This is a genomic window from Flavobacterium sp. HTF (genome assembly GCF_003105115.1).
Taxonomy (GTDB): domain Bacteria; phylum Bacteroidota; class Bacteroidia; order Flavobacteriales; family Flavobacteriaceae; genus Flavobacterium.
The window spans coordinates 56,216-75,766 of sequence record NZ_QETH01000011.1 but is presented as its reverse complement, the minus strand read 5'-3'; the positions used below and the strand labels follow the sequence as shown (position 1 = coordinate 75,766).

Annotated in this window: 15 protein-coding genes; 6 read left to right on the top strand and 9 right to left on the bottom strand. The window is 33.7% G+C overall.

Features of this window, described 5'->3' with window-relative positions; all coding sequences use genetic code 11:
- Positions 1–38: 38 nt before the first annotated feature.
- From DCO46_RS05555 to DCO46_RS05525, 7 genes are all read right to left on the bottom strand, one after another.
- Complete coding sequence (locus DCO46_RS05555) at positions 39–428, bottom strand: four helix bundle protein (protein WP_116751569.1); 390 nt, start codon at positions 426–428, stop codon at positions 39–41.
- Positions 429–513: 85 nt separating this feature from the next.
- The gene (gene sufC / locus DCO46_RS05550; protein ID WP_089053659.1) at positions 514–1,260 is read right to left on the bottom strand and encodes a Fe-S cluster assembly ATPase SufC; all 747 of its coding nucleotides are present in this window, start codon (positions 1,258–1,260) and stop codon (positions 514–516) included.
- 12 nt (positions 1,261–1,272) lie between these two features.
- Positions 1,273–1,761 (bottom strand): flavodoxin family protein, encoded by a 489-nt coding sequence (locus DCO46_RS05545; protein WP_116751568.1) that lies wholly within the window; start codon positions 1,759–1,761, stop codon positions 1,273–1,275.
- A gap of 6 nt (positions 1,762–1,767) precedes the next feature.
- Positions 1,768–2,040: a Txe/YoeB family addiction module toxin gene (locus DCO46_RS05540; protein WP_116751567.1), complete on the bottom strand. Its 273-nt coding sequence runs from the start codon at positions 2,038–2,040 to the stop codon at positions 1,768–1,770.
- Complete coding sequence (locus tag DCO46_RS05535; RefSeq protein ID WP_116751566.1) at positions 2,031–2,240, bottom strand: DUF2683 family protein; 210 nt, start codon at positions 2,238–2,240, stop codon at positions 2,031–2,033. The genes DCO46_RS05540 and DCO46_RS05535 overlap by 10 nt, the downstream gene beginning before the upstream one ends.
- 18 nt (positions 2,241–2,258) lie before the next feature.
- Positions 2,259–3,707 carry a Fe-S cluster assembly protein SufB gene (sufB, locus tag DCO46_RS05530; RefSeq protein WP_116751565.1) on the bottom strand — a complete coding sequence of 483 codons (1,449 nt, stop codon included), beginning with the start codon at positions 3,705–3,707 and terminating at the stop codon, positions 2,259–2,261.
- Between the two features lie 68 nt (positions 3,708–3,775).
- Entirely contained in the window at positions 3,776–4,105 is a 330-nt protein-coding gene (locus tag DCO46_RS05525; protein ID WP_116751590.1) for a HesB/IscA family protein, read from the bottom strand.
- A gap of 377 nt (positions 4,106–4,482) precedes the next feature.
- Here DCO46_RS05525 and DCO46_RS05520 point away from each other — a divergent pair, with 377 nt between their 5' ends.
- Complete coding sequence (locus DCO46_RS05520) at positions 4,483–5,391, top strand: hypothetical protein (RefSeq protein WP_116751564.1); 909 nt, start codon at positions 4,483–4,485, stop codon at positions 5,389–5,391.
- Between the two features lie 86 nt (positions 5,392–5,477).
- The gene (locus DCO46_RS05515) at positions 5,478–6,335 is read left to right on the top strand and encodes an MBL fold metallo-hydrolase (RefSeq protein ID WP_116751563.1); all 858 of its coding nucleotides are present in this window, start codon (positions 5,478–5,480) and stop codon (positions 6,333–6,335) included.
- A gap of 73 nt (positions 6,336–6,408) precedes the next feature.
- Here the strand turns inward: DCO46_RS05515 and DCO46_RS23195 are convergent, their stop codons facing one another.
- Positions 6,409–10,134: a leucine-rich repeat domain-containing protein gene (locus DCO46_RS23195; RefSeq protein ID WP_116751562.1), complete on the bottom strand. Its 3,726-nt coding sequence runs from the start codon at positions 10,132–10,134 to the stop codon at positions 6,409–6,411.
- Between the two features lie 226 nt (positions 10,135–10,360).
- Here DCO46_RS23195 and DCO46_RS05505 point away from each other — a divergent pair, with 226 nt between their 5' ends.
- Together DCO46_RS05505 and DCO46_RS05500 are read left to right on the top strand one after the other, a co-directional pair.
- Positions 10,361–11,995, top strand: coding sequence for a S8 family peptidase (locus DCO46_RS05505; RefSeq protein WP_116751561.1), 1,635 nt, complete (start codon positions 10,361–10,363; stop codon positions 11,993–11,995).
- A 62-nt stretch (positions 11,996–12,057) separates the two neighbouring features.
- Entirely contained in the window at positions 12,058–13,938 is a 1,881-nt protein-coding gene (locus tag DCO46_RS05500) for a M1 family metallopeptidase (RefSeq protein WP_116751589.1), read from the top strand.
- A gap of 257 nt (positions 13,939–14,195) precedes the next feature.
- Here the strand turns inward: DCO46_RS05500 and DCO46_RS05495 are convergent, their stop codons facing one another.
- The gene (locus tag DCO46_RS05495; RefSeq protein WP_116751560.1) at positions 14,196–15,134 is read right to left on the bottom strand and encodes an L-threonine 3-dehydrogenase; all 939 of its coding nucleotides are present in this window, start codon (positions 15,132–15,134) and stop codon (positions 14,196–14,198) included.
- Between the two features lie 324 nt (positions 15,135–15,458).
- On the opposite strand from DCO46_RS05495, the gene DCO46_RS05490 reads away from it, so the two are divergent.
- Positions 15,459–16,067 carry a hypothetical protein gene (locus DCO46_RS05490; RefSeq protein ID WP_116751559.1) on the top strand — a complete coding sequence of 203 codons (609 nt, stop codon included), beginning with the start codon at positions 15,459–15,461 and terminating at the stop codon, positions 16,065–16,067.
- Positions 16,060–19,425, top strand: coding sequence for a transcription-repair coupling factor (mfd, locus tag DCO46_RS05485; RefSeq protein WP_116751558.1), 3,366 nt, complete (start codon positions 16,060–16,062; stop codon positions 19,423–19,425). Before DCO46_RS05490 ends, mfd begins: the two co-directional genes overlap by 8 nt.
- The last annotated feature ends 126 nt before the right edge of the window (positions 19,426–19,551 follow it).

The following is a 19,551-nucleotide window of genomic DNA, read 5'->3' as shown; positions in this document are numbered from 1 at the left end:
AAATCCATTTTATTTCAGGTTTTTTGTTTCAGGTTTTTCTATTGAAACTTATTTCCTTTGAAATCTTTTTTATTTAGGTAAGTGATAAAGTTTTTTATTTTGCCACTTAAATTTTCATAATCTGTTTTTAAAGCTTCGAATTTTTGTTCCGAAATATATTCAAAATCAAAAACACGATATAACTGAGATCTTGTTTCTCCGGCTGAACCTTTTGCGATAGATAAAAATTGTCGAAATTCTAAATTCCCATCTCTTTCAAAACCTTCAGCAATATTATCCATTACGGAACCCGAAGAATCTTTTATTTGATTTTTAAATTTGAGATCTGATTTTAACTCTGTTTGAACTGCAATGAGATGAATTTCCTTTGCTAATCGTCGAGCTTCTTTCCAAATTTCTAAATCCTCAAATCGAGTTATTGTTGCCATAATTTCTATTTTAGTAATTTAAGTTTAAACTTACAAAATGTAGTTCAACTTGAAACTAAAAAAAACATGAAACCTGAAACAAATTTTAGTTCTCTGCCTTAATCCAGTCGTATCCTTTTTCTTCTAACTCGTAAGCCAATTCTTTTCCTCCGGATTTTACGATTCTTCCGTTGTAAAGAACGTGAACGAAATCAGGAACGATATAATCTAACAAACGTTGGTAGTGTGTGATAACAATGATTGCGTTTTTGTCGCTTTTTAATTTGTTCACTCCGTTAGCTACAATTCTTAAAGCGTCGATATCAAGACCAGAATCGGTTTCGTCAAGAATCGCTAATTTTGGCTCTAACATTGCCATTTGAAAAATTTCGTTTCTTTTTTTCTCTCCTCCGGAAAAACCTTCATTTAAAGAACGAGATAAAAATTTACGATCAATTTCTAATAATTCCGATTTCTCACGAATTACTTTCAACATTTCGTTCGCTGGCATTTCTTCCTGACCGTTAGCTTTACGAGTTTCGTTGATGGCCGTTTTCATGAAATTAGTTACACTAACTCCAGGAATTTCTACAGGATATTGAAAAGAAAGGAAAACTCCTTTATGTGCTCTTTCTTCCGGAGCTAAATCAGCAAGATCTTCTCCGTCAAGGAAAACTTCTCCATCCGTAACTTCGTAGTTTTCGTTTCCGGCAATAACAGCCGAAAGTGTACTTTTTCCAGAACCGTTTGGTCCCATGATAGCGTGTACTTCGCCAGCTTTAACTTCTATATTAATTCCTTTCAGGATTTCTTTATCACCAATTGAGGCGTGAAGGTTTTTTATTGATAACATTGTTTTTTTATTTTATATAAATGTCAATTCTATTTTTGTTTGTTGGTTTAGGATGTTGGCATTAAAATGCGCGTGTCCTAAATATTCCATGCCTAAATAATCGGCTGATTTTTTGAACGGAATGTAAAAACTGTCTTCGATTTCATTATCGTGTGAATTTGTAATCACTCCAATTTTCTTTCCTCTTAGTTTTCTTCCGGTTTCTTTTTCAATTCGGATTAAATCTGAAATACGATCAAAGAAAACCTTCATAATACCGCTCATATTGTACCAATAAACCGGCGTTGCAAAAAGTAAAGTGTCGTATTCTTCCAGTATTCGTCTTATTAAAGGAAGAAAATCATCGTCTATATTTTTGCTTTCGTAATCATAATACGAAATATTGTAATCACTTAAATTCACTACATCAATATGATGCTCCTTAGAAATTTCATCCACAATTTTTGTTGTGTTTCCATTTTTTCTGGATGAACCTAAAATGATGACTTTTTTATTTTCCATTAATACTTATTCGTAATGCCCTTTTAATGAAAGGAGATTTAGTATTTCAATTGTGTCTTCGTCAATAATTTCATATACTAATCGATGCTCTTGATCAATTCTTCTTGACCATACTCCAGACAAATTATATTTTAATTGTTCTGGTTTTCCAATTCCACTAAATGGATGAAGTTGTATGTCTTCAATTAAAGCATTAATTTTCTTTAAAATATTCTTGTTTCCAGATTTGACCCAAAAATCTAAATCTTTTTTTGCTTTTGGAGTAAATATTATTTGCATAAAGCTCGTAATTCCTCCATTGTCATTTTGATGCCTCTACCTTCTTTAATATCTTTTTGTCCTTGTAAAATCTCTTTTACAAATTCAGGATTGTATGGGCTTTCTTCCTTCTCTTCAATAATTTCAAAACCAAGAGATTTTGCCAATGATTTAAAAATTGGAAAATCTTTTTTGTTTACATTTTTTAAAGTAATATTCATAACGATTGAGTTTAAATATTATCCTACAGATCCTTCTAACGAAATCTCCAATAATTTTTGCGCTTCCACAGCAAATTCCATTGGCAATTTGTTCAATACATCTTTACTGAAACCGTTTACAATTAAGGCAATCGCTTTTTCAGTCGGGATACCTCTTTGGTTGCAGTAAAAAACCTGATCTTCTCCAATTTTACTTGTAGTGGCTTCGTGCTCTATTTTTGCGGATGGATTTTTACTTTCGATATAAGGGAAAGTATGCGCTCCACAATTGTTTCCCATTAAAAGAGAATCACATTGCGAAAAGTTTCTTGCATTCTCCGCTCTTGGCGAAATTTGCACTAAACCACGGTAACTGTTTTGTGATTTTCCAGCCGAAATACCTTTAGAAATAATAGTCGATTTAGTGTTTTTTCCTAAATGGATCATTTTAGTTCCAGTATCTGCCTGTTGATGATTATTGGTAACAGCGATTGAATAAAATTCTCCTACTGAATTGTCACCTTTCAATACACAAGAAGGATATTTCCAGGTCACTGCAGAACCTGTTTCAACTTGTGTCCAGGAGATTTTAGCGTTTGTTTCGCATAAACCTCTTTTTGTAACGAAGTTGTAAACTCCACCTTTTCCTTCTTTGTTTCCAGGAAACCAGTTTTGAACGGTAGAATATTTAATTTCAGCATCATCCAAAGCGATTAGTTCAACCACAGCAGCGTGTAATTGATTTTCGTCACGGCTTGGAGCGGTACAACCTTCTAGGTAAGAAACGTAACTTCCTGCATCGGCAATAACCAAAGTTCTTTCGAATTGTCCGGTTCCTGCCTGATTGATTCTGAAATAGGTTGAAAGTTCCATTGGGCAACGAACGCCTTTTGGAATATAACAAAAACTTCCGTCAGAGAAAACCGCTGAATTTAATGCTGCGTAGAAGTTGTCTTTTTGTGGTACAACAGTTCCTAAATATTTACGAACCAATTCCGGATGTTCTTTTATAGCTTCAGAAATCGGGCAAAAAATAATACCTTTTTCTCCTAATGTTTTCTTGAAAGTAGTAGCAACAGAAACAGAATCGACTACAATATCCATAGCGACATTGTTCATCATTTTTTGTTCGTCTACAGAAATTCCTAACTTTTTGTACATTTCAAGAAGTTCCGGATCAACATCATCTAAAGTTTTGTTTGGATCTACTTGTTTTGGGGCTGAGTAATATGAAATGGCCTGAAAATCTGGTTTTTGATAATGAACATTTGCCCATTCAGGCTCAATCATTTCTTTCCAGGCACGGAAAGCCTCGATGCGCCATTCAGTCATCCATTCCGGTTCTTCTTTTTTAAGAGAAATAGCTCTAACGATATCCTCGTTTAAGCCAATAGGAAACGTCTCCGATTCAATATTGGTATAAAAACCGTATTCGTATTCTTTAGTTTCGAGTTCGATTTTTAAATCGTCTTCAGTATATTTTGACATTTTTTAGTTTTTTAAAACCCTTAGAAATGTTTGATTTTTTCGAAGAATTTAAGCTTTATATTCTTTATTTATAGTGAAAATGACTCTCCACAACCACAAGTTCTGCTTGCATTTGGATTGTTAAAGACAAAACCTTTTCCGTTTAATCCGCCTGAAAACTCAAGAGTTGTTCCTGCTAAATAAAGAAAAGACTTTTTCTCAACTGCAATTGTGATGTCGTTGTCTACAAATATTTTATCGTCGTCGCCTTTTGTTTTGTCAAATTTTAAATCATATGACAAACCAGAGCATCCACCGCTTTTCACACCTACGCGTACGTAATCATGAGCGGCATCAAAACCATCGTCACTCATCAAATCGATGATTTTCTTTTTGGCTGTATCAGAAACTTTTATCATTGTATTTATGGTATTTATCTTTTTCATTCATTTTAGGCTGCATCTGAAATGGTAATGAATTTATTACAATTTAAAGTGCTGTCTGTCAATGCTGAAATGAAATTATCTGCAAAGATACGACTTAAAAACCTTTTTCCATAATGGTTCACATTATTATAACAAATGTTAAAATAGACAGAAGTTATTTAATAATCCAAATCGTTTAATATTTGAATAAACAAAAGAAGTTTTTTAAAATATTTGCATAATTATTAAAAAAACAATCGTTTTGTAGGATTTAAGTATCAATAATATGATAAATATGTTAAAAAAAGGGTGTTTATACGCATTTTTAATTCGTTACTTATTGCTATTTTTGCGTAAAATTGTGAGAAATTATGAAAAAACAGCATGAAAACAAATGGTTGAAAGCACTTTTATTAGTATTTTGTGGTTTTGGATTAGGTATTACAGTATTTGTTTTTAGTAACGAACCAAATAAAAGTGAAAAAGCCAGGACAATAACCAGCCATTTTTCAGAAAATAACAGGCAAAGTCTGGCACAAAAAAATATATTAGATTCTCTCGCTACATTAAAATTAGCTTATGATGTTGCTATATTAGAAAAAACAGCATTGTCTCAGGAACTGGAGATTGAAAGAAAAAATGTTGAAAATTTAATGGAAATTATTAAAGCTTCTGAAAATCCTTCTCCTTCTCAAATACAAATCTACAGAAAACAGCTTTCCAGTTTAAATGCCAAAGTTCTGGAAATTAAAAAATTAAAATCACAAAATAAGACCCTGCTCACTGAAATTCAAAGTCAGAGTCTTATTATGAGTAAACAAAAGGAAGAAAATGATACCTTAATTTCAAAACAAAAAAAACTGGAATACAGTCTCAAGGATGCTTCTAAACTAACATCTGATAATTTTAATGTTATTGCATTAAGGGAAAAAAGTTCGGGTAAGGAAATTGAAACCGACAAAGCCAGAAATACCAAAAAATTTAAAGTGAGTTTTTCGGTAACGGGAAATTCTGCTGCCAAAACCGGGAAAAGAGTTTTTTATATTCAGGTTTTAGATCAAAAAAATTCGGTTTTAGGCGAAAATAAGCTGATAGAATTTGATAACGGAAAAGCTTTGGTGTACAGTTTTATAGTTGCTGTTGATTTTCAGGGGAAACCTGCAAATATTTATGGGATTTTGAATCCTGCAAATGAATATCAATTTAAAAAAGGAACTTATTTTGTGAATTTCTTTGATAAACAAGAAATAATAGGAAGCACTTCTATCACACTCGATTAAAACTATTAGGGAGTTTTTTAGTTTCAAATCTTAGCATAAAGAAATCCAATTTCCTAGCTTTGTTTCCAATATTGAAATTTACTCTCATGAAACTTTACCCAATAGAATCCGGAAATTTTAAACTAGACGGAGGCGCCATGTTCGGCGTTGTGCCAAAAACAATCTGGAATAAGACCAATCCGGCCGACAGCAATAACCTGATTGATATTGCAGCACGCTGTTTGCTTATAGAAGACGGAAACCGGCTGATTTTGATCGACACCGGAATGGGAGACAAGCAATCAGAAAAGTTTTTTGGTTATTATTCGCTTTGGGGTTCTCACTCCATAGATAAATCTTTAGCAAAATATGGTTTTCAACGGGATAATATAACAGATGTTTTTATGACTCATCTTCATTTTGATCATTGCGGGGGAAGTGTACAATGGAATTCTGATAAAACAGGTTACGAACCGGCATTTAAGAATGCAAAATACTGGACAAACGAAAATCATTGGGAATGGGCAACTAAACCAAATCCCCGTGAAAAAGCTTCTTTCCTCACAGAGAATATTATACCCATGCAGGAAAGCGGGCAGTTGAATTTTATTCAAAGGCCAAATAGTGATTTTGGGTTTTCAGAGGAATTAGGTTTTGATATTTTCTACGTTGATGGTCATACCGAAAAACAAATGATTCCACACATAAAATATCAGGATAAAACCATCGTTTTTTGTGCCGATTTATTGGCTACAGCCGGACATATTCCGTTGCCGTATGTTATGGGATATGATACACGACCATTGTTGACAATGCCGGAAAAATCTAAATTCCTGAATGCAGCAGCAGATAACAACCATTATTTGTTTTTAGAACACGATGCGCACAACCAGATTATAACCGTTGAGCATACTGAAAAAGGAGTTCGGTTAAAAGAAGTTTTTACCTGCGAAGAAATTCTTTAAAAGAAAAGAAAAAATAAAAAATCCCATTTTCAACTATAATGAAAATGGGATTTTTTGGTTGAACTAAATTGTATTATTCTACTATTACTTTTTTAGCAGAAGCAAAGTCCTGATTAATTAAGTATACATAGTATATTCCTTTTGGTAAACCAGATAAGTTGATTTTATTATCACTGTTCGAAGAATCTAAAGTAAACGTTTTTACCAATTGCCCTAATGAATTATAAACGGTAGCTTTTTCAAGTTGAACATTTTGAATGTTCAATTCACCTTTCGTTGGGTTAGGATACAAAGCAACTTTATCAAAAACGGAATCTTCAAGACCTAATGTACATGTCTCAGAGTAGGTTGTAGTAGTTTCTTTGATTTTAGCCCAGTTTGTGTTAGAATACGCGGCATCGTCTACTTTTACACAACTCAATGAAGTAAGACCTATAAATGTTGTTCCTGTAATACCTGCTGCATTCTTAGCCGTTTCTGGTTGGATAATAAGATTTTGATTATTTCCGTTTTTCAAATTCAGATATACAAGCGGATTTCCTGTAGCATACAAAATTTGAAGATTACTGTTTTTAGAAAGATCTAAAGTAGTAAGTTGATTATTCCTGCAATCTAAAATGTTTAATGCTGTGAAATTTTCAATTCCTGCTAGATTTTTAATATTACCATTCGAAAGATCTAAAGAGGTAATTGAGGTTATGTTTGCAGTGGTAATTTTTCCATTTAAACCATCTGTATCAATCCCTAAATCAACTAGCTTCTGTTCAAAATTTGAATCTGGAATCTCAGTGTAAAAACTTGAACAATTAGTATCGTAATTTGCGGTTGCATCTTTTTTTGCTGACCAGTTAGCATCAGAATAGACTTTGTCATCAACCTGAATACAGCTTAGATTTGGATTGTTTGTAAGATTTAAATATAGCAATTGAAAGTTAGCATTATTTCCATTCTTCAAATTTAGACTCGTTAATTGATTAGAATTAGCATATAAACCAATTGTGGCTGGATGTGTACTTAAATCCAAAGTGGTTAGCTGATTTTTTGAACAATTTATAAGTTCCAAAGATTTATTTTTACTTACATCCAAATCTTTTAGTTGATTAGACTGACAATATAGCTCTGTTAGAGCAGTGAGTTTAGAAACATCCAAATTGGTTATTTTATTTTCACGACAGTCCAGCAGAGTCAAGGCGGTATTTTTGCTTACGTCTATAGAGGTTAATTGACTGGTATTACATCCTAAAAATGTTAAAGCAGTATTTGCACTTACATCTAACGAAGTATATTGGTTTGAACCTGAGTCTAATTTTGTTAAAGCTGTATTTTTTTTAACATCCAAAGAGGTTAATTTATTTGCGTAGCAAATTAAGTCAGTCAAAGCAAGATTATTACTTACATCTATAGTTGCAATCTGGTTGTTATTGCAATCCAAAACAGTTAAAGCAGTATTTTTGCTTACATCTAAAGCTTTAATCTGGTTGTTATTACAGCTTAAAAAAGTTAAAGCAGTATTCTTACTTACATCTAAAACAGCAATCTGGTTATTATTACAAAATAAAGCATCTAAAACGGCATTTTCACTTACATCCAATGCTGTTAAACTATTTTGACCGCAATTCAAATAATTTAACGATATAAAGTCTTGTATTCCTGTTAGATCTGAAATATTACTTTTACTAACGTTTAAGAAAGTTACATTAGCAATACTTCCGGTCAACACTTGTCCATCAGGAGTTCCCGTATCTATTCCCAGGCTAATTAATTTATTTTCAAAATTAAGATCCGGAATTAATGTAACGGCATCACAATCTTTAGTATAAAAGGCTGATTTGTCTTTAGTGTTGCTCCAGTAAGTGTATGCGAAATCTACATCAGCAACAAGTATACATTTCAATTCATTGTTAGAACAATTTAAAGTCTTTAATAGAGTGTTTTTTGAAACATCCAGACTAGTTAAGAGATTTTGATCACAGGCCAAAGATGTTAGATTTAAATTAGCCGAAACATCAAGGTTTGTCAATTTATTAGTAGAAACGCCTAATACAGTTAATGCTGAATTTTTAGAAATATCAATTGTTGTCAATTGGTTTGATTGACTTTGCAAAACATTTAGTGCTAAATTGTGAGATATATCTAAACTCGTTAGATTATTACTGAAAAATGCTAAAGACGTTAATGCTAAATTTTTAGAAACATCAATCGTTGTCAATTGATTGGAAGAAAAAGATAAGTCTTGTAATGCTAAATTTTTGGATACATCCAGAGAAGTTAATTTATTCTGTCCACAACTCAGGGTTGTTAAATTAATATTCTTAGAAATATCTAGAGTTGTAATTTGGTTATCATAACAGTATAAAGTAGTCAATGCCTCAAAATCCTGAATTCCTGTGATATCAGCAATAGAACTACTGGTAATATTTAAAACTTTTACTGAAGCAATTCTTGAAGTCTGGACTTTTCCATTTAAGCCATCCCTGTCAATTCCAAGAGCAATCAGCTTTTTTTCAAAATTAACATCAGGGATAGAGGTAAAAGCAGCACAATCTGTACTAAAATCTGCAAGAGCATCTTTTCTGTTCACCCAACGGGCATTTGCTTCTGCTATATTATCCACCTGGATACATGTTAAGTATGGGTTTTGATAAAAACTTGCAACAGAAGTATTAGGATTAAATAAATAATTTGTTCCATTCTGAATATTCAAACTGCTTAAACTATTAGAATGAGCAAACATAAAAGTCAGTTTGTTATTTTTACTTAAATCGAGACTTTTCAACCAATTGTCATTACATATAATTTTCCAAAGATTCACATTGGAGGTTACATCGAGAGCATCAATTTTATTGTATCCACAATTTAATGTTTCCAGAGCTAATTGCTTCGAAACGTCAATACTGGTAAGTTGGTTGTTGGCGCAAACAATATTCGTAAGTGCTAAATTATTAGAAAAACTAAGCGTTGTTAATTTGTTATAATCGCACGATATCGACGTCAACAATGTATTACCAGATAAATCAAGTGCTGTTAAAAGGTTATTACTACAGTTTAACTCGGTAAGTGCAATATTTTTAGACACATTTAATTGAGTCAGTCGATTAGTCGAACAGCTTAATGATTTTAAAGCTACAAAAGCCTCAATTCCGGTGAGGTCTGTAATAGAACTGCTACTAACATCAAGAACAGTCAATGAAGCCACTTTGGAAGTCAAAACCTGTCCGTCCGGAGTACCCGAATCAATACCCAGGCTAATCAGTTTGTTTTCAAAATTAATATCCGGAATAGCAGTATACTGTAAAACTTCATTGTCATCATATACAGCAACATCATCGATTAAGATATCAAAAGCCTGAGAGTCAAAACTAAAAGTAGAAATTGATAAATCATAAGAAAGATCACTATCCGGAGTAAAAGTAGTTTCTTTTTCAGTCCATAAATTATTCGTTGCAAAAATACTGCTCGATATTGAGCTACTGCTTCCTGCTGCCGATATTTTTAATGAAATAGGATGATCTCCACTATAATTACTATTTACATATTTGTATTTATACTTAATAGTATAAGTAGCTCCGGCCTTTAATGGCACCGATGCAATTATTTTTGGAGAAACAGTGATATAGGACAGTTGTGCACTATAAGTCCCTCCTGAACTATTTAAACTTTGAGTTACCGAGTTTGAAATCGTCCAATTTTGTGGTACGCCGGCTGCCCATGTTTCAAGATTCCCATTGGAAACTAAATTGGTCTGTGCATAAATAGAAAAATTTGCTAAAAATAGCAGTAAGAGTAGTTTTGTTTTCATAGAGTTATTTTGGAATTAGTTATGCAATAATACAATTTTTGCGATTTAAATTATGAGTAAAGACGTATTAATTTTTTGTAATCTGAAGTCAAATTTTAAAAGAATAAATAGAGATGTAACCTTTATAAAAAGCTAAAATTCATAACACATTGTTAACAGTTAGTTTTTTGTAACAAAAAAGCATAATTTAGTCGCAACTTTTAACTTTACATTTAAAATAGGTTTCATGAATCATATTAAACTAAATACTTTATCTGCTTTTGCATTACTTGTTTTGGCAGGTTGCGGCGCGAGTGCGCAGGCACAAGTTTCAACTTCTAAAGAATTTATTACGGCTCCATTAACAGTTGTAAAAAAAGCACCAGTTAGTGAAAATGAATTAAAAAGATGGAGTCATCTTGATTTAGTAAAAGATTCTATTCCCGGAATGAGTGTTGATAAGGCTTACGCCGAATTATTGCAAGGGAAAACAGGTAAAAAAGTTATCGTTGGTATTATAGATTCCGGAGTAGATATTGAGCATGAAGATCTAAAAGGAATGATCTGGACAAATCCTAAAGAAATTCCCGGTAACGGAATCGATGATGATAAAAACGGTTTTATTGATGATATCAATGGATGGAATTTCCTTGGAGATGTAGTACACGAAAATCTTGAAATGACCCGTATCATTAAAAAGAAAGACGATGGATCTGCCGAATATAAAAATGCTCTGGCACAATATGACGAAAAATATAAGAAAGCTTTAGAAGATAAACAGCAGGTTGATTTTTTACTTGATGTGCATAATACTATAAAAAAAGAGTTAAATAAAACGACTTATAAACTTGAAGATTTAAGCAGTATCACGTCAACAGATCCAAAAGTTGCCAGAAGTAAAATGGTAATGACCCAGATTTTTGGAAATGCAGGACCAACTTTTGACCCTGAAGCAGAATTAGAAGATTACAGAGAGTCAGTTTATGATCAGTTAAATTATAATTTAAATAAAGAATTAGACGGAAGAAAATCTTTGGGAGATAATCCGGAAGATATCAAAAATAACCGTTATGGTAATAATGTCGTTTTTGGACCGGACAAAGAAAAAGCACTTCACGGAACTCACGTTGCCGGAATTATTGCCCAGGTTCGCGGGAATAATTTAGGCGGGGACGGAATTTCAAATAACGTTGAAATTTTGACAGTAAGAGCAGTTCCTGACGGAGATGAATACGATAAAGATATTGCGTTGGCAATTCGTTACGCTGTAGACAACGGAGCAAAAGTAATCAACGGAAGTTTCGGAAAAAGTTTTTCACCTCATAAACAATGGGTTTATGATGCTATAAAATATGCAGCCAAAAAAGATGTTTTAATTGTTCACGCTGCAGGAAATGACGGTTATAATATTGATGAAACAAAAAACATCAATTATCCAAATGATTCTCAGGACAACATTAAGGAATTCGCTGATAATGTCATTACTATCGGTGCAATTAATAAACAATATGGAAAAAATGTAGTAGCACCATTTTCTAATTTCGGAAAAATCAACGTAGATGTTTTTGCTCCGGGAGAAGAGATTTACGCAACAGTTCCGAATAATAAATACAAATACCTGCAGGGAACATCAATGGCATCTCCAAATGCTGCCGGAGTTGCTGCTTTAATTCGTTCTTATTATCCAAAACTAAAAGCATCTCAGGTAAAACACATTTTGATGGATTCAGGAGTTTTGCTTCCTTCAATGGTAGTTTTGGGCGAAAACCCAAATCCGGACCAAGAACCAGTTGCGGTTTCTTCTGCTGAATCGTCTAAAACGGCAAAAATGGTAAATGCTTATAATGCTTTATTGATGGCTGAAAAAATGTCAAAAAAATAAAAAAATAACATACTAATCCAATGGAAGAGTTGCGGCTCTTCCATTTTTTTATTTAAATGAATATGCGTAAAATTATTCTACTTTCTTTTTTGAGTTTGGGTTTAAACTCAGCTTTCGCACAAAGCGCTCCATATTGGCAACAACATGCCGATTATAAAATGGAGGTTTCGATGGATGTAAAAAACTATCAATACAAAGGGAAACAAGAATTGGTTTACACCAATAATTCTCCTGATACTTTGCGAAAAGTATTCTATCATCTGTTTCCAAATGCTTTTCAGCCGGGAAGTGAAATGGACGCACGTCTGCATTCTATTAAAGATCCAGACGGAAGAATGGTAAGTAAAGTAAAAGATGCAACCGGAAAAGAAATCAAACAAAGCCGAATTGAAACTTTGAAACCGGATGAGGTAGGATTTTTAAAAATTACGAATTTAAAACAAGATGGTGTAACAGCTCAGACAAGAACTTCAGGGACGATTTTGGAAGTTACTTTGGCTAAGCCAATTCTACCAAATTCAAAAACTACTTTTACTTTAGATTTTGACGGACAGGTTCCGGTACAGATTCGCCGTTCCGGAAGAAATAATTCGGAAGGAATTGAATTGTCAATGTCACAATGGTATCCAAAATTAGCTGAATTTGATTTTGAAGGCTGGCATGCAGATCCATACATTGCAAGGGAATTTCACGGAGTATGGGGTAATTTTGATGTAAAAATTACAATCGATAAGGAATATACAATTGGAGGTTCCGGATATCTTCAGGATAAAAATTCTATTGGTCACGGTTACCAGGATGCAGGTGTAACGGTTACATACCCTAAAAAAACAAAAACACTGACATGGCATTTTATTGCGCCAAACGTTCATGATTTTACATGGGCTGCAGACAAAGATTATGCACATGATATTGTAAAAGGACCAAATGATGTTGATTTGCATTTCTTTTACAAAAACACTCCAAAAGTTGCTGAAAACTGGAAACAGTTAGAACCATTAATGGTGAAAGTAATGGATTTTTACAATCAAAAAGTGGGGGCTTATCCATACAAACAATATTCTTTTATTCAGGGCGGAGATGGCGGAATGGAGTATGCAATGTGTACTTTAATTTTAGGAAACGGAACTCTTAAAGGGATTTTAGGAACTGCAACACACGAATTAGGACATTCCTGGTTCCAGCATATTTTGGCAACTAACGAGTCCAAACACCCATGGATGGATGAAGGTTTTACGACTTATATAGAAGATGCTGCATTAAATGAGTTAGAAGGTGATAAAAAAGTAGTGAATCCTTTTCAGGGAAATTATAATACCTATTACAGTTTAGTAAATTCAGGAAAAGAACAACCGCAAACGACTCACGGTGATCGTTATGATGAAAACAAACCTTACAGTATTTCATCTTATGTTAAAGGAAGCATCTTTTTATCTCAATTGATTTATGTAATCGGGCAGGAAAATTTAGATGCAACTTTAAAAAGATATTATAATGATTTTAAATTTAAGCATCCAACTCCAAACGATATCAAAAGGACGGCAGAAAGAGTCTCAGGTGCAGAATTAGACTGGTATTTGATTGATTGGGCAGAAACTGCCAATACAATTGATTACGGAATTAAAAATGTTGCTGATAATGCAGGGAAAACAACAGTTACTTTAGAAAGAATTGGCAGAATGCCAATGCCAATTGATTTGACAGTACAATATACAGACGGAACGTCTGAAACGTTCTACATTCCGTTACGAATGATGAATTTCATTAAACCAAATCCAAACCCAAATGTAAAAAGAACTGTTTTGGATGATTGGGCCTGGGCACAGTCAAACTACAGTTTTACAATTGATAAAAACAAAACAGCCATCAAAAAAATCATCATCGATCCAAGCGGATTAATGGCTGATATTAAACCTGGAAATAATGTTTTTGAAGTGAAGTAATTTTCAAAAAAGAATAAAAAAAAGTCCCGTTTAAATTAATAAACGGGACTTTTTTTGTTTTAAGACGTAAAGTTTTTTGAATAGCCCCCAGCTTTAGCTGGAGGAATAAGATTGGAATAGAAAAGGGCTTTAGCCTAACCGTTACAGTTTTGGCTAAAGCCCTTTTGTTGTAATTTTATTTTTCCATCCAACTAAAGTTGGATGCTATTCAATTTTTTTTATAAACCTAGAGTAATAATTGAACTCAGATTATTGATTTAACTCAAATGCTCAATCATATCTTTTGTCATTGATTCCAAATCAAATTTATGATTCCAGTTCCAGTCTTCTCTTGCCGAACTGTCGTCAATACTTGCCGGCCAGCTGTCCGCAATTTTCTGACGGAAATCAGGGTTATAAGTAATCTCAAATTCCGGAATATGTTTTTTGATTTCGGCAGCAATTTCGGTAGGAGTGAAACTCATTGCCGCTAAATTATAAGAAGAATGGATTTTGATTTCGTCAGCCGGAGCTTTCATAATATTGATAGTGGCTTCGATAGCATCATCCATATACATCATCGGCATTTTGGTTTCAGAAGATAAAAAGCATTCATATTTTTTATCGGCAATAGCCTTGTAGAAAATATCAACAGCATAATCTGTTGTTCCTCCGCCGGGAGGTGTAGACCAGCTAATTAAACCAGGATAACGAATACTGCGAACATCAACACCATAAATATTATGATAGTATTCGCACCATCTTTCACCCGCTTGTTTACTAATTCCGTAAACTGTCGAAGGCTCCATAATAGTATATTGAGGCGTATTTTCTTTTGGAGTTGTGGGGCCAAAAACCGCAATACTGGATGGCCAGAAAATCTTCTGAATTTTTTTAGCCTTAGCTAAATTCAAAACATGAAATAAAGAATTCATATTCAAATCCCAGGCAAAAGCAGGGTTTTTTTCAGCTGTAGCAGATAAAAGCGCAGCCATCAGATAAATATCCGTAATCTTATGTATTTCAACAAGATGTTCGATTTGATTAAAATCTAAAGCATTGACCACTTCAAACGGACCTGAATTTACAACATCAGTATTTAATTTTCGGATATCAGAAGCAATTACATTTTCTGTTCCGTATAACTTACGAAGCTTTTGGGTAAGTTCCGTCCCGATCTGCCCGCAAGCGCCAATGATCAATATTTTTGGATTCATTTAGTAGATTTTAGTCTTGCAAATATAACGTTTTCGCAAATAATTTTACTTTTCAGAAGCTTAAATTATAAATTTAACAATAATGAAGTTTGTTTTTTAGATTATCCCGAATTGAAACATGAGTTATAAAAGTTTTATTTGCCACGAATTGCAGTAATTATTTTAAGTTTTGATCGAAGATTTGTGATAATTAGTGCAATTCGTGGCAAACTTTTTAAAAACCCTTATTCATGGCAAATATGTTAAATCTATGTAATACATAGCTAAAATCAGAATTCGTAATTGTAAATTTACTTTGTAACTTTGTAGCTTAATGTTTTACAAATGAAATATAAAATATCTCTTTTTCTTCTTTTAATTTTTGTACTGAATTCATGTCAGGGTGAAGATGAACGACGTCGCGCTGAAAATGAAAAAGTAGCTAAAAAGAATGAGAAAATCTTCAATAATATTAATAAAGCCTGGATTTTTATTGACGAGCCAATTAATGAAGTTTCTGAACAAAATTTTAGACAATGGTCAGAATGGCGTGACTTCTTGAAGGAGATCGGAGAGAAACCAAAGAAAACAATAGGAGCATTTCAGAAAAAATCAACAGCGATTTCAAAGAAAGCAATTCTGTTAAACAATAATATTCCGTCACAATTTAATCAGCCTCAGATAAGAAGCAGGATTTCAATTTTGATTACCAAAGTCAAAATGCTGGACCTGTTTATTCATTTGAATCAAATACCAGACGATAAAGTAACTTTTTTAATTGGCGAAATAAATAAAGAGCTGGTTTCATTAGAAAGACAAATGGATAAAATTGTTGAGAAAGCCAAGATTCCAAAAGAAGAAGGAGAAGCAGATTTTTTAAGAATGTTAGACACAGCGCGTGCAATACCAAATTCTGCACCGCCAATAGATCAAAATATAACTAAAGTTGAGTAAAAACGCCTTATATACTACGTATGACAATTTGCCAAAAGCACAGCAGATTGCCACACAATTACTAGAGCAGAATCAGGTAAAAATGCATCTTAGCGGATTGTTAGGATCAGCAGTTTCATTTATTATCCGAAGTGTTTTTAAGAAAACCGAATTGCCATTTTTGGTTGTTTTAGACAATAAAGAAGAAGCAGCATATTATCTGAACGATCTCGAACAAATGATTGGCGAGCAGGACGTTCTGTTTTATCCGGCATCTTTTCGTCGCCCTTATCAGGTTGATGAAACCGATAATGCCAATGTTTTACTTCGTGCTGAAGTTTTAAACCGAATCAATTCCCGAAAAAAACCGGCCATAATTGTTACGTATCCCGAAGCTCTTTTTGAGAAAGTGGTTACGCGTCAGCAATTGGATAAAAACACTTTAAAAGTCGCTTTAAACGATAAAATTTCAATTGATTTTATCAACGAAGTTTTGTTTGAATACGAATTTAAAAGAGTCGATTTTATTACAGAACCCGGCGAGTTTTCGGTTCGTGGAGGAATTGTCGATGTGTTTTCTTTTTCAAACGATCATCCTTACCGAATTGAATTCTTCGGAAATGAAGTGGACAGCATCAGAAGTTTTGATGTAGAAACGCAGCTTTCTGTCGAAACACATAAAAAAATTACGATTATCCCGAATGTTGAAAACAAGATCTTTCAGGAAAACCGCGAAAGCTTTTTAGATTATATTGCTGAAAGAACCGTTCTTTTCATTCAAAACACCGACGGACTTTTTAGTCAGTTAGACAAACAATTTGCCAGGGCAGAAGAGGCTTTTGAGAAACTTTCAAAAGAAATAAAACATGCCGAACCAGAGCAATTATTCCTAAATCAGACTTCTTTTATAAAAAGGGCATTAGACTTTTCGATTGTAGAATTGGCTTCAAAACCAATTTTCAAAACCACTAAAAAATTCGAATTTCATATTCAGCCGCAGCCATCTTTCAACAAACAATTTGATTTATTGCTGAATAATCTGAGCGACAACCATTTTAAAGGATATAAAAATTATTTGTTCTGTTCGAATGAAACGCAGGCCAAACGTTTTCATGATATTTTTGAAACTTTAGACGAAGCCAATTCAGAGAATATCCGAAAACAATATCATACCGTTGTTTTGCCTTTGTATCAGGGTTTTATTGATGAAGAAAATCAGATAACCGCTTATACAGATCATCAGATTTTTGAGCGTTATCATAAATTCAATATCAAAAACGGTTATTCTAAAAAGCAGAATATTACGCTTAAAGAATTAACCGCACTTTCTGTAGGTGATTATGTAACGCATATCGATCACGGAATCGGAAAGTTTGGCGGACTGCAGAAAATTCAGGTCGAAGGTAAAACGCAGGAAGCCATAAAACTGGTTTACGCCGATAATGATATTGTGTATGTGAGCATTCACTCGCTTCATAAAATTTCCAAATACAACGGAAAAGACGGAACGCCTCCGAAAATTTATAAATTAGGATCGAACGCCTGGAAAATTTTAAAACAAAAAACCAAAGCGCGTGTCAAACATATAGCGTTCAATTTGATTCAATTGTATGCTAAACGTCGTTTAGAAAAAGGTTTTCAATTTGCGCCGGATAGTTATCTGCAAAACGAATTAGAAAGTTCGTTTATTTATGAAGATACGCCCGATCAAACCAAATCGACAGCAGAAGTAAAAGCTGATATGGAAAGTGATCGCCCAATGGATCGTTTGGTCTGTGGTGACGTTGGTTTTGGAAAAACGGAAGTTGCGATTCGCGCTGCTTTTAAAGCTGTTGATAATAGCAAACAAGTCGCCGTTTTAGTTCCGACCACGATTTTGGCTTATCAGCATTATAGAACTTTTACGGAACGATTAAAAGATATGCCGGTTTCCATTGGTTATTTAAACCGATTCAGAACGGCAAAACAAAAGGCACAAACCTTAAAAGATTTAGCAGAAGGAAAACTCGATATTGTCATTGGAACACATCAATTGGTAAACAAAAATGTCGTTTTTAAAGACTTAGGTTTATTGATTGTCGATGAGGAACAAAAGTTTGGAGTTAACGTAAAAGACAAATTAAAAACCATTGCTGCGAATGTGGATACGCTGACATTGACAGCAACGCCAATTCCGAGAACGCTTCAGTTTTCGTTAATGGCGGCTCGAGATTTATCGGTAATTACAACACCTCCGCCAAATCGTTATCCGATTGAAACAAATGTGGTTGGTTTTAATGAAGAGATCATTCGTGATGCGATTTCATATGAAATTCAAAGAAACGGACAGGTTTTCTTTATAAATAACCGAATCGAAAATATAAAAGAAGTGGCCGGAATGATTCAGCGTTTGGTTCCAAATGCAAGAGTCGGAATTGGTCATGGACAAATGGAAGGTGCTAAATTGGAGGAATTGATGTTAGGGTTCATGAACGGAGATTTTGATGTTTTGGTTGCCACAACCATCATTGAAAGCGGTTTGGACGTTCCAAATGCCAACACGATTTTCATTAACAATGCCAATAATTTCGGATTATCAGATTTGCACCAAATGCGTGGCCGGGTAGGGCGAAGCAATAAAAAAGCATTTTGTTATTTCATCTGTCCGCCTTATTCATCCATGACCGAAGATGCGAGAAAACGTATTCAGGCTTTGGAGCAATTCAGCGAATTGGGAAGCGGTTTCAACATTGCCATGAAAGACCTTGAAATTCGTGGAGCAGGAGATTTATTAGGTGGGGAACAAAGCGGTTTCATCAATGAAATTGGTTTTGATACGTACCAAAAAATCATGAACGAAGCGATTGAGGAATTAAAGGAAAACGAATTCAAAGATTTATATCCTGAGGAAAATGATATCGATACTAAAGAATATGTAAAAGACATTCAGATTGATGCCGATTTCGAACTTTTATTCCCGGATGAATACATCAATAACGTTTCGGAACGATTGGTTTTATACAACGAATTGGGCGCGATAAAAGACGAAGCCGGTTTACAGGAATACGAGAAAAAACTGATCGACCGTTTCGGGCCTTTACCAAAACAAGCCATTTCATTATTAAACAGTATCCGAATAAAATGGATCGCCACCCGTGTCGGAATCGAGAAATTGGTTTTGAAACAAGGGAAAATGATCGGTTATTTTGTATCCGATCAGCAATCTGATTACTATCAGTCTGCTAAGTTCAGAAAGGTTTTAAATTTTGTTCAAAAGCAAAGCAGTCTTTGTAAAATGAAAGAAAAACAAACCGTAAACGGATTACGTTTGCTACTGACTTTTGATAATGTGAAGTCGATCAAACGGGCGCTGGAATTGATGGAATTGTTTGAGGAGTAAAATATAGTTTGCCACGAATTACACAAATTGCCACAAATAAAAATTAATAAAACGAAATAAAAATTCGTGGCGAAACAAACAAAAAGCCCGAATGAAAATCTCATTCGGGCTTACTTTTTTAGAATA

What these genes read in the sequence shown, in the direction of transcription:
- DCO46_RS05555 (WP_116751569.1), bottom strand. Translation starts at nt 428, where the DNA reads ATGGCAACAATAACTCGATTTGAGGATTTAGAAATTTGGAAAGAAGCT.
- sufC (WP_089053659.1), bottom strand. Translation starts at nt 1,260, where the DNA reads ATGTTATCAATAAAAAACCTTCACGCCTCAATTGGTGATAAAGAAATC.
- DCO46_RS05545 (WP_116751568.1), bottom strand. Translation starts at nt 1,761, where the DNA reads ATGGAAAATAAAAAAGTCATCATTTTAGGTTCATCCAGAAAAAATGGA.
- DCO46_RS05540 (WP_116751567.1), bottom strand. Translation starts at nt 2,040, where the DNA reads ATGCAAATAATATTTACTCCAAAAGCAAAAAAAGATTTAGATTTTTGG.
- DCO46_RS05535 (WP_116751566.1), bottom strand. Translation starts at nt 2,240, where the DNA reads ATGAATATTACTTTAAAAAATGTAAACAAAAAAGATTTTCCAATTTTT.
- sufB (WP_116751565.1), bottom strand. Translation starts at nt 3,707, where the DNA reads ATGTCAAAATATACTGAAGACGATTTAAAAATCGAACTCGAAACTAAA.
- DCO46_RS05525 (WP_116751590.1), bottom strand. Translation starts at nt 4,105, where the DNA reads ATGATAAAAGTTTCTGATACAGCCAAAAAGAAAATCATCGATTTGATG.
- DCO46_RS05520 (WP_116751564.1), top strand. Translation starts at nt 4,483, where the DNA reads ATGAAAAAACAGCATGAAAACAAATGGTTGAAAGCACTTTTATTAGTA.
- DCO46_RS05515 (WP_116751563.1), top strand. Translation starts at nt 5,478, where the DNA reads ATGAAACTTTACCCAATAGAATCCGGAAATTTTAAACTAGACGGAGGC.
- DCO46_RS23195 (WP_116751562.1), bottom strand. Translation starts at nt 10,134, where the DNA reads ATGAAAACAAAACTACTCTTACTGCTATTTTTAGCAAATTTTTCTATT.
- DCO46_RS05505 (WP_116751561.1), top strand. Translation starts at nt 10,361, where the DNA reads ATGAATCATATTAAACTAAATACTTTATCTGCTTTTGCATTACTTGTT.
- DCO46_RS05500 (WP_116751589.1), top strand. Translation starts at nt 12,058, where the DNA reads ATGCGTAAAATTATTCTACTTTCTTTTTTGAGTTTGGGTTTAAACTCA.
- DCO46_RS05495 (WP_116751560.1), bottom strand. Translation starts at nt 15,134, where the DNA reads ATGAATCCAAAAATATTGATCATTGGCGCTTGCGGGCAGATCGGGACG.
- DCO46_RS05490 (WP_116751559.1), top strand. Translation starts at nt 15,459, where the DNA reads ATGAAATATAAAATATCTCTTTTTCTTCTTTTAATTTTTGTACTGAAT.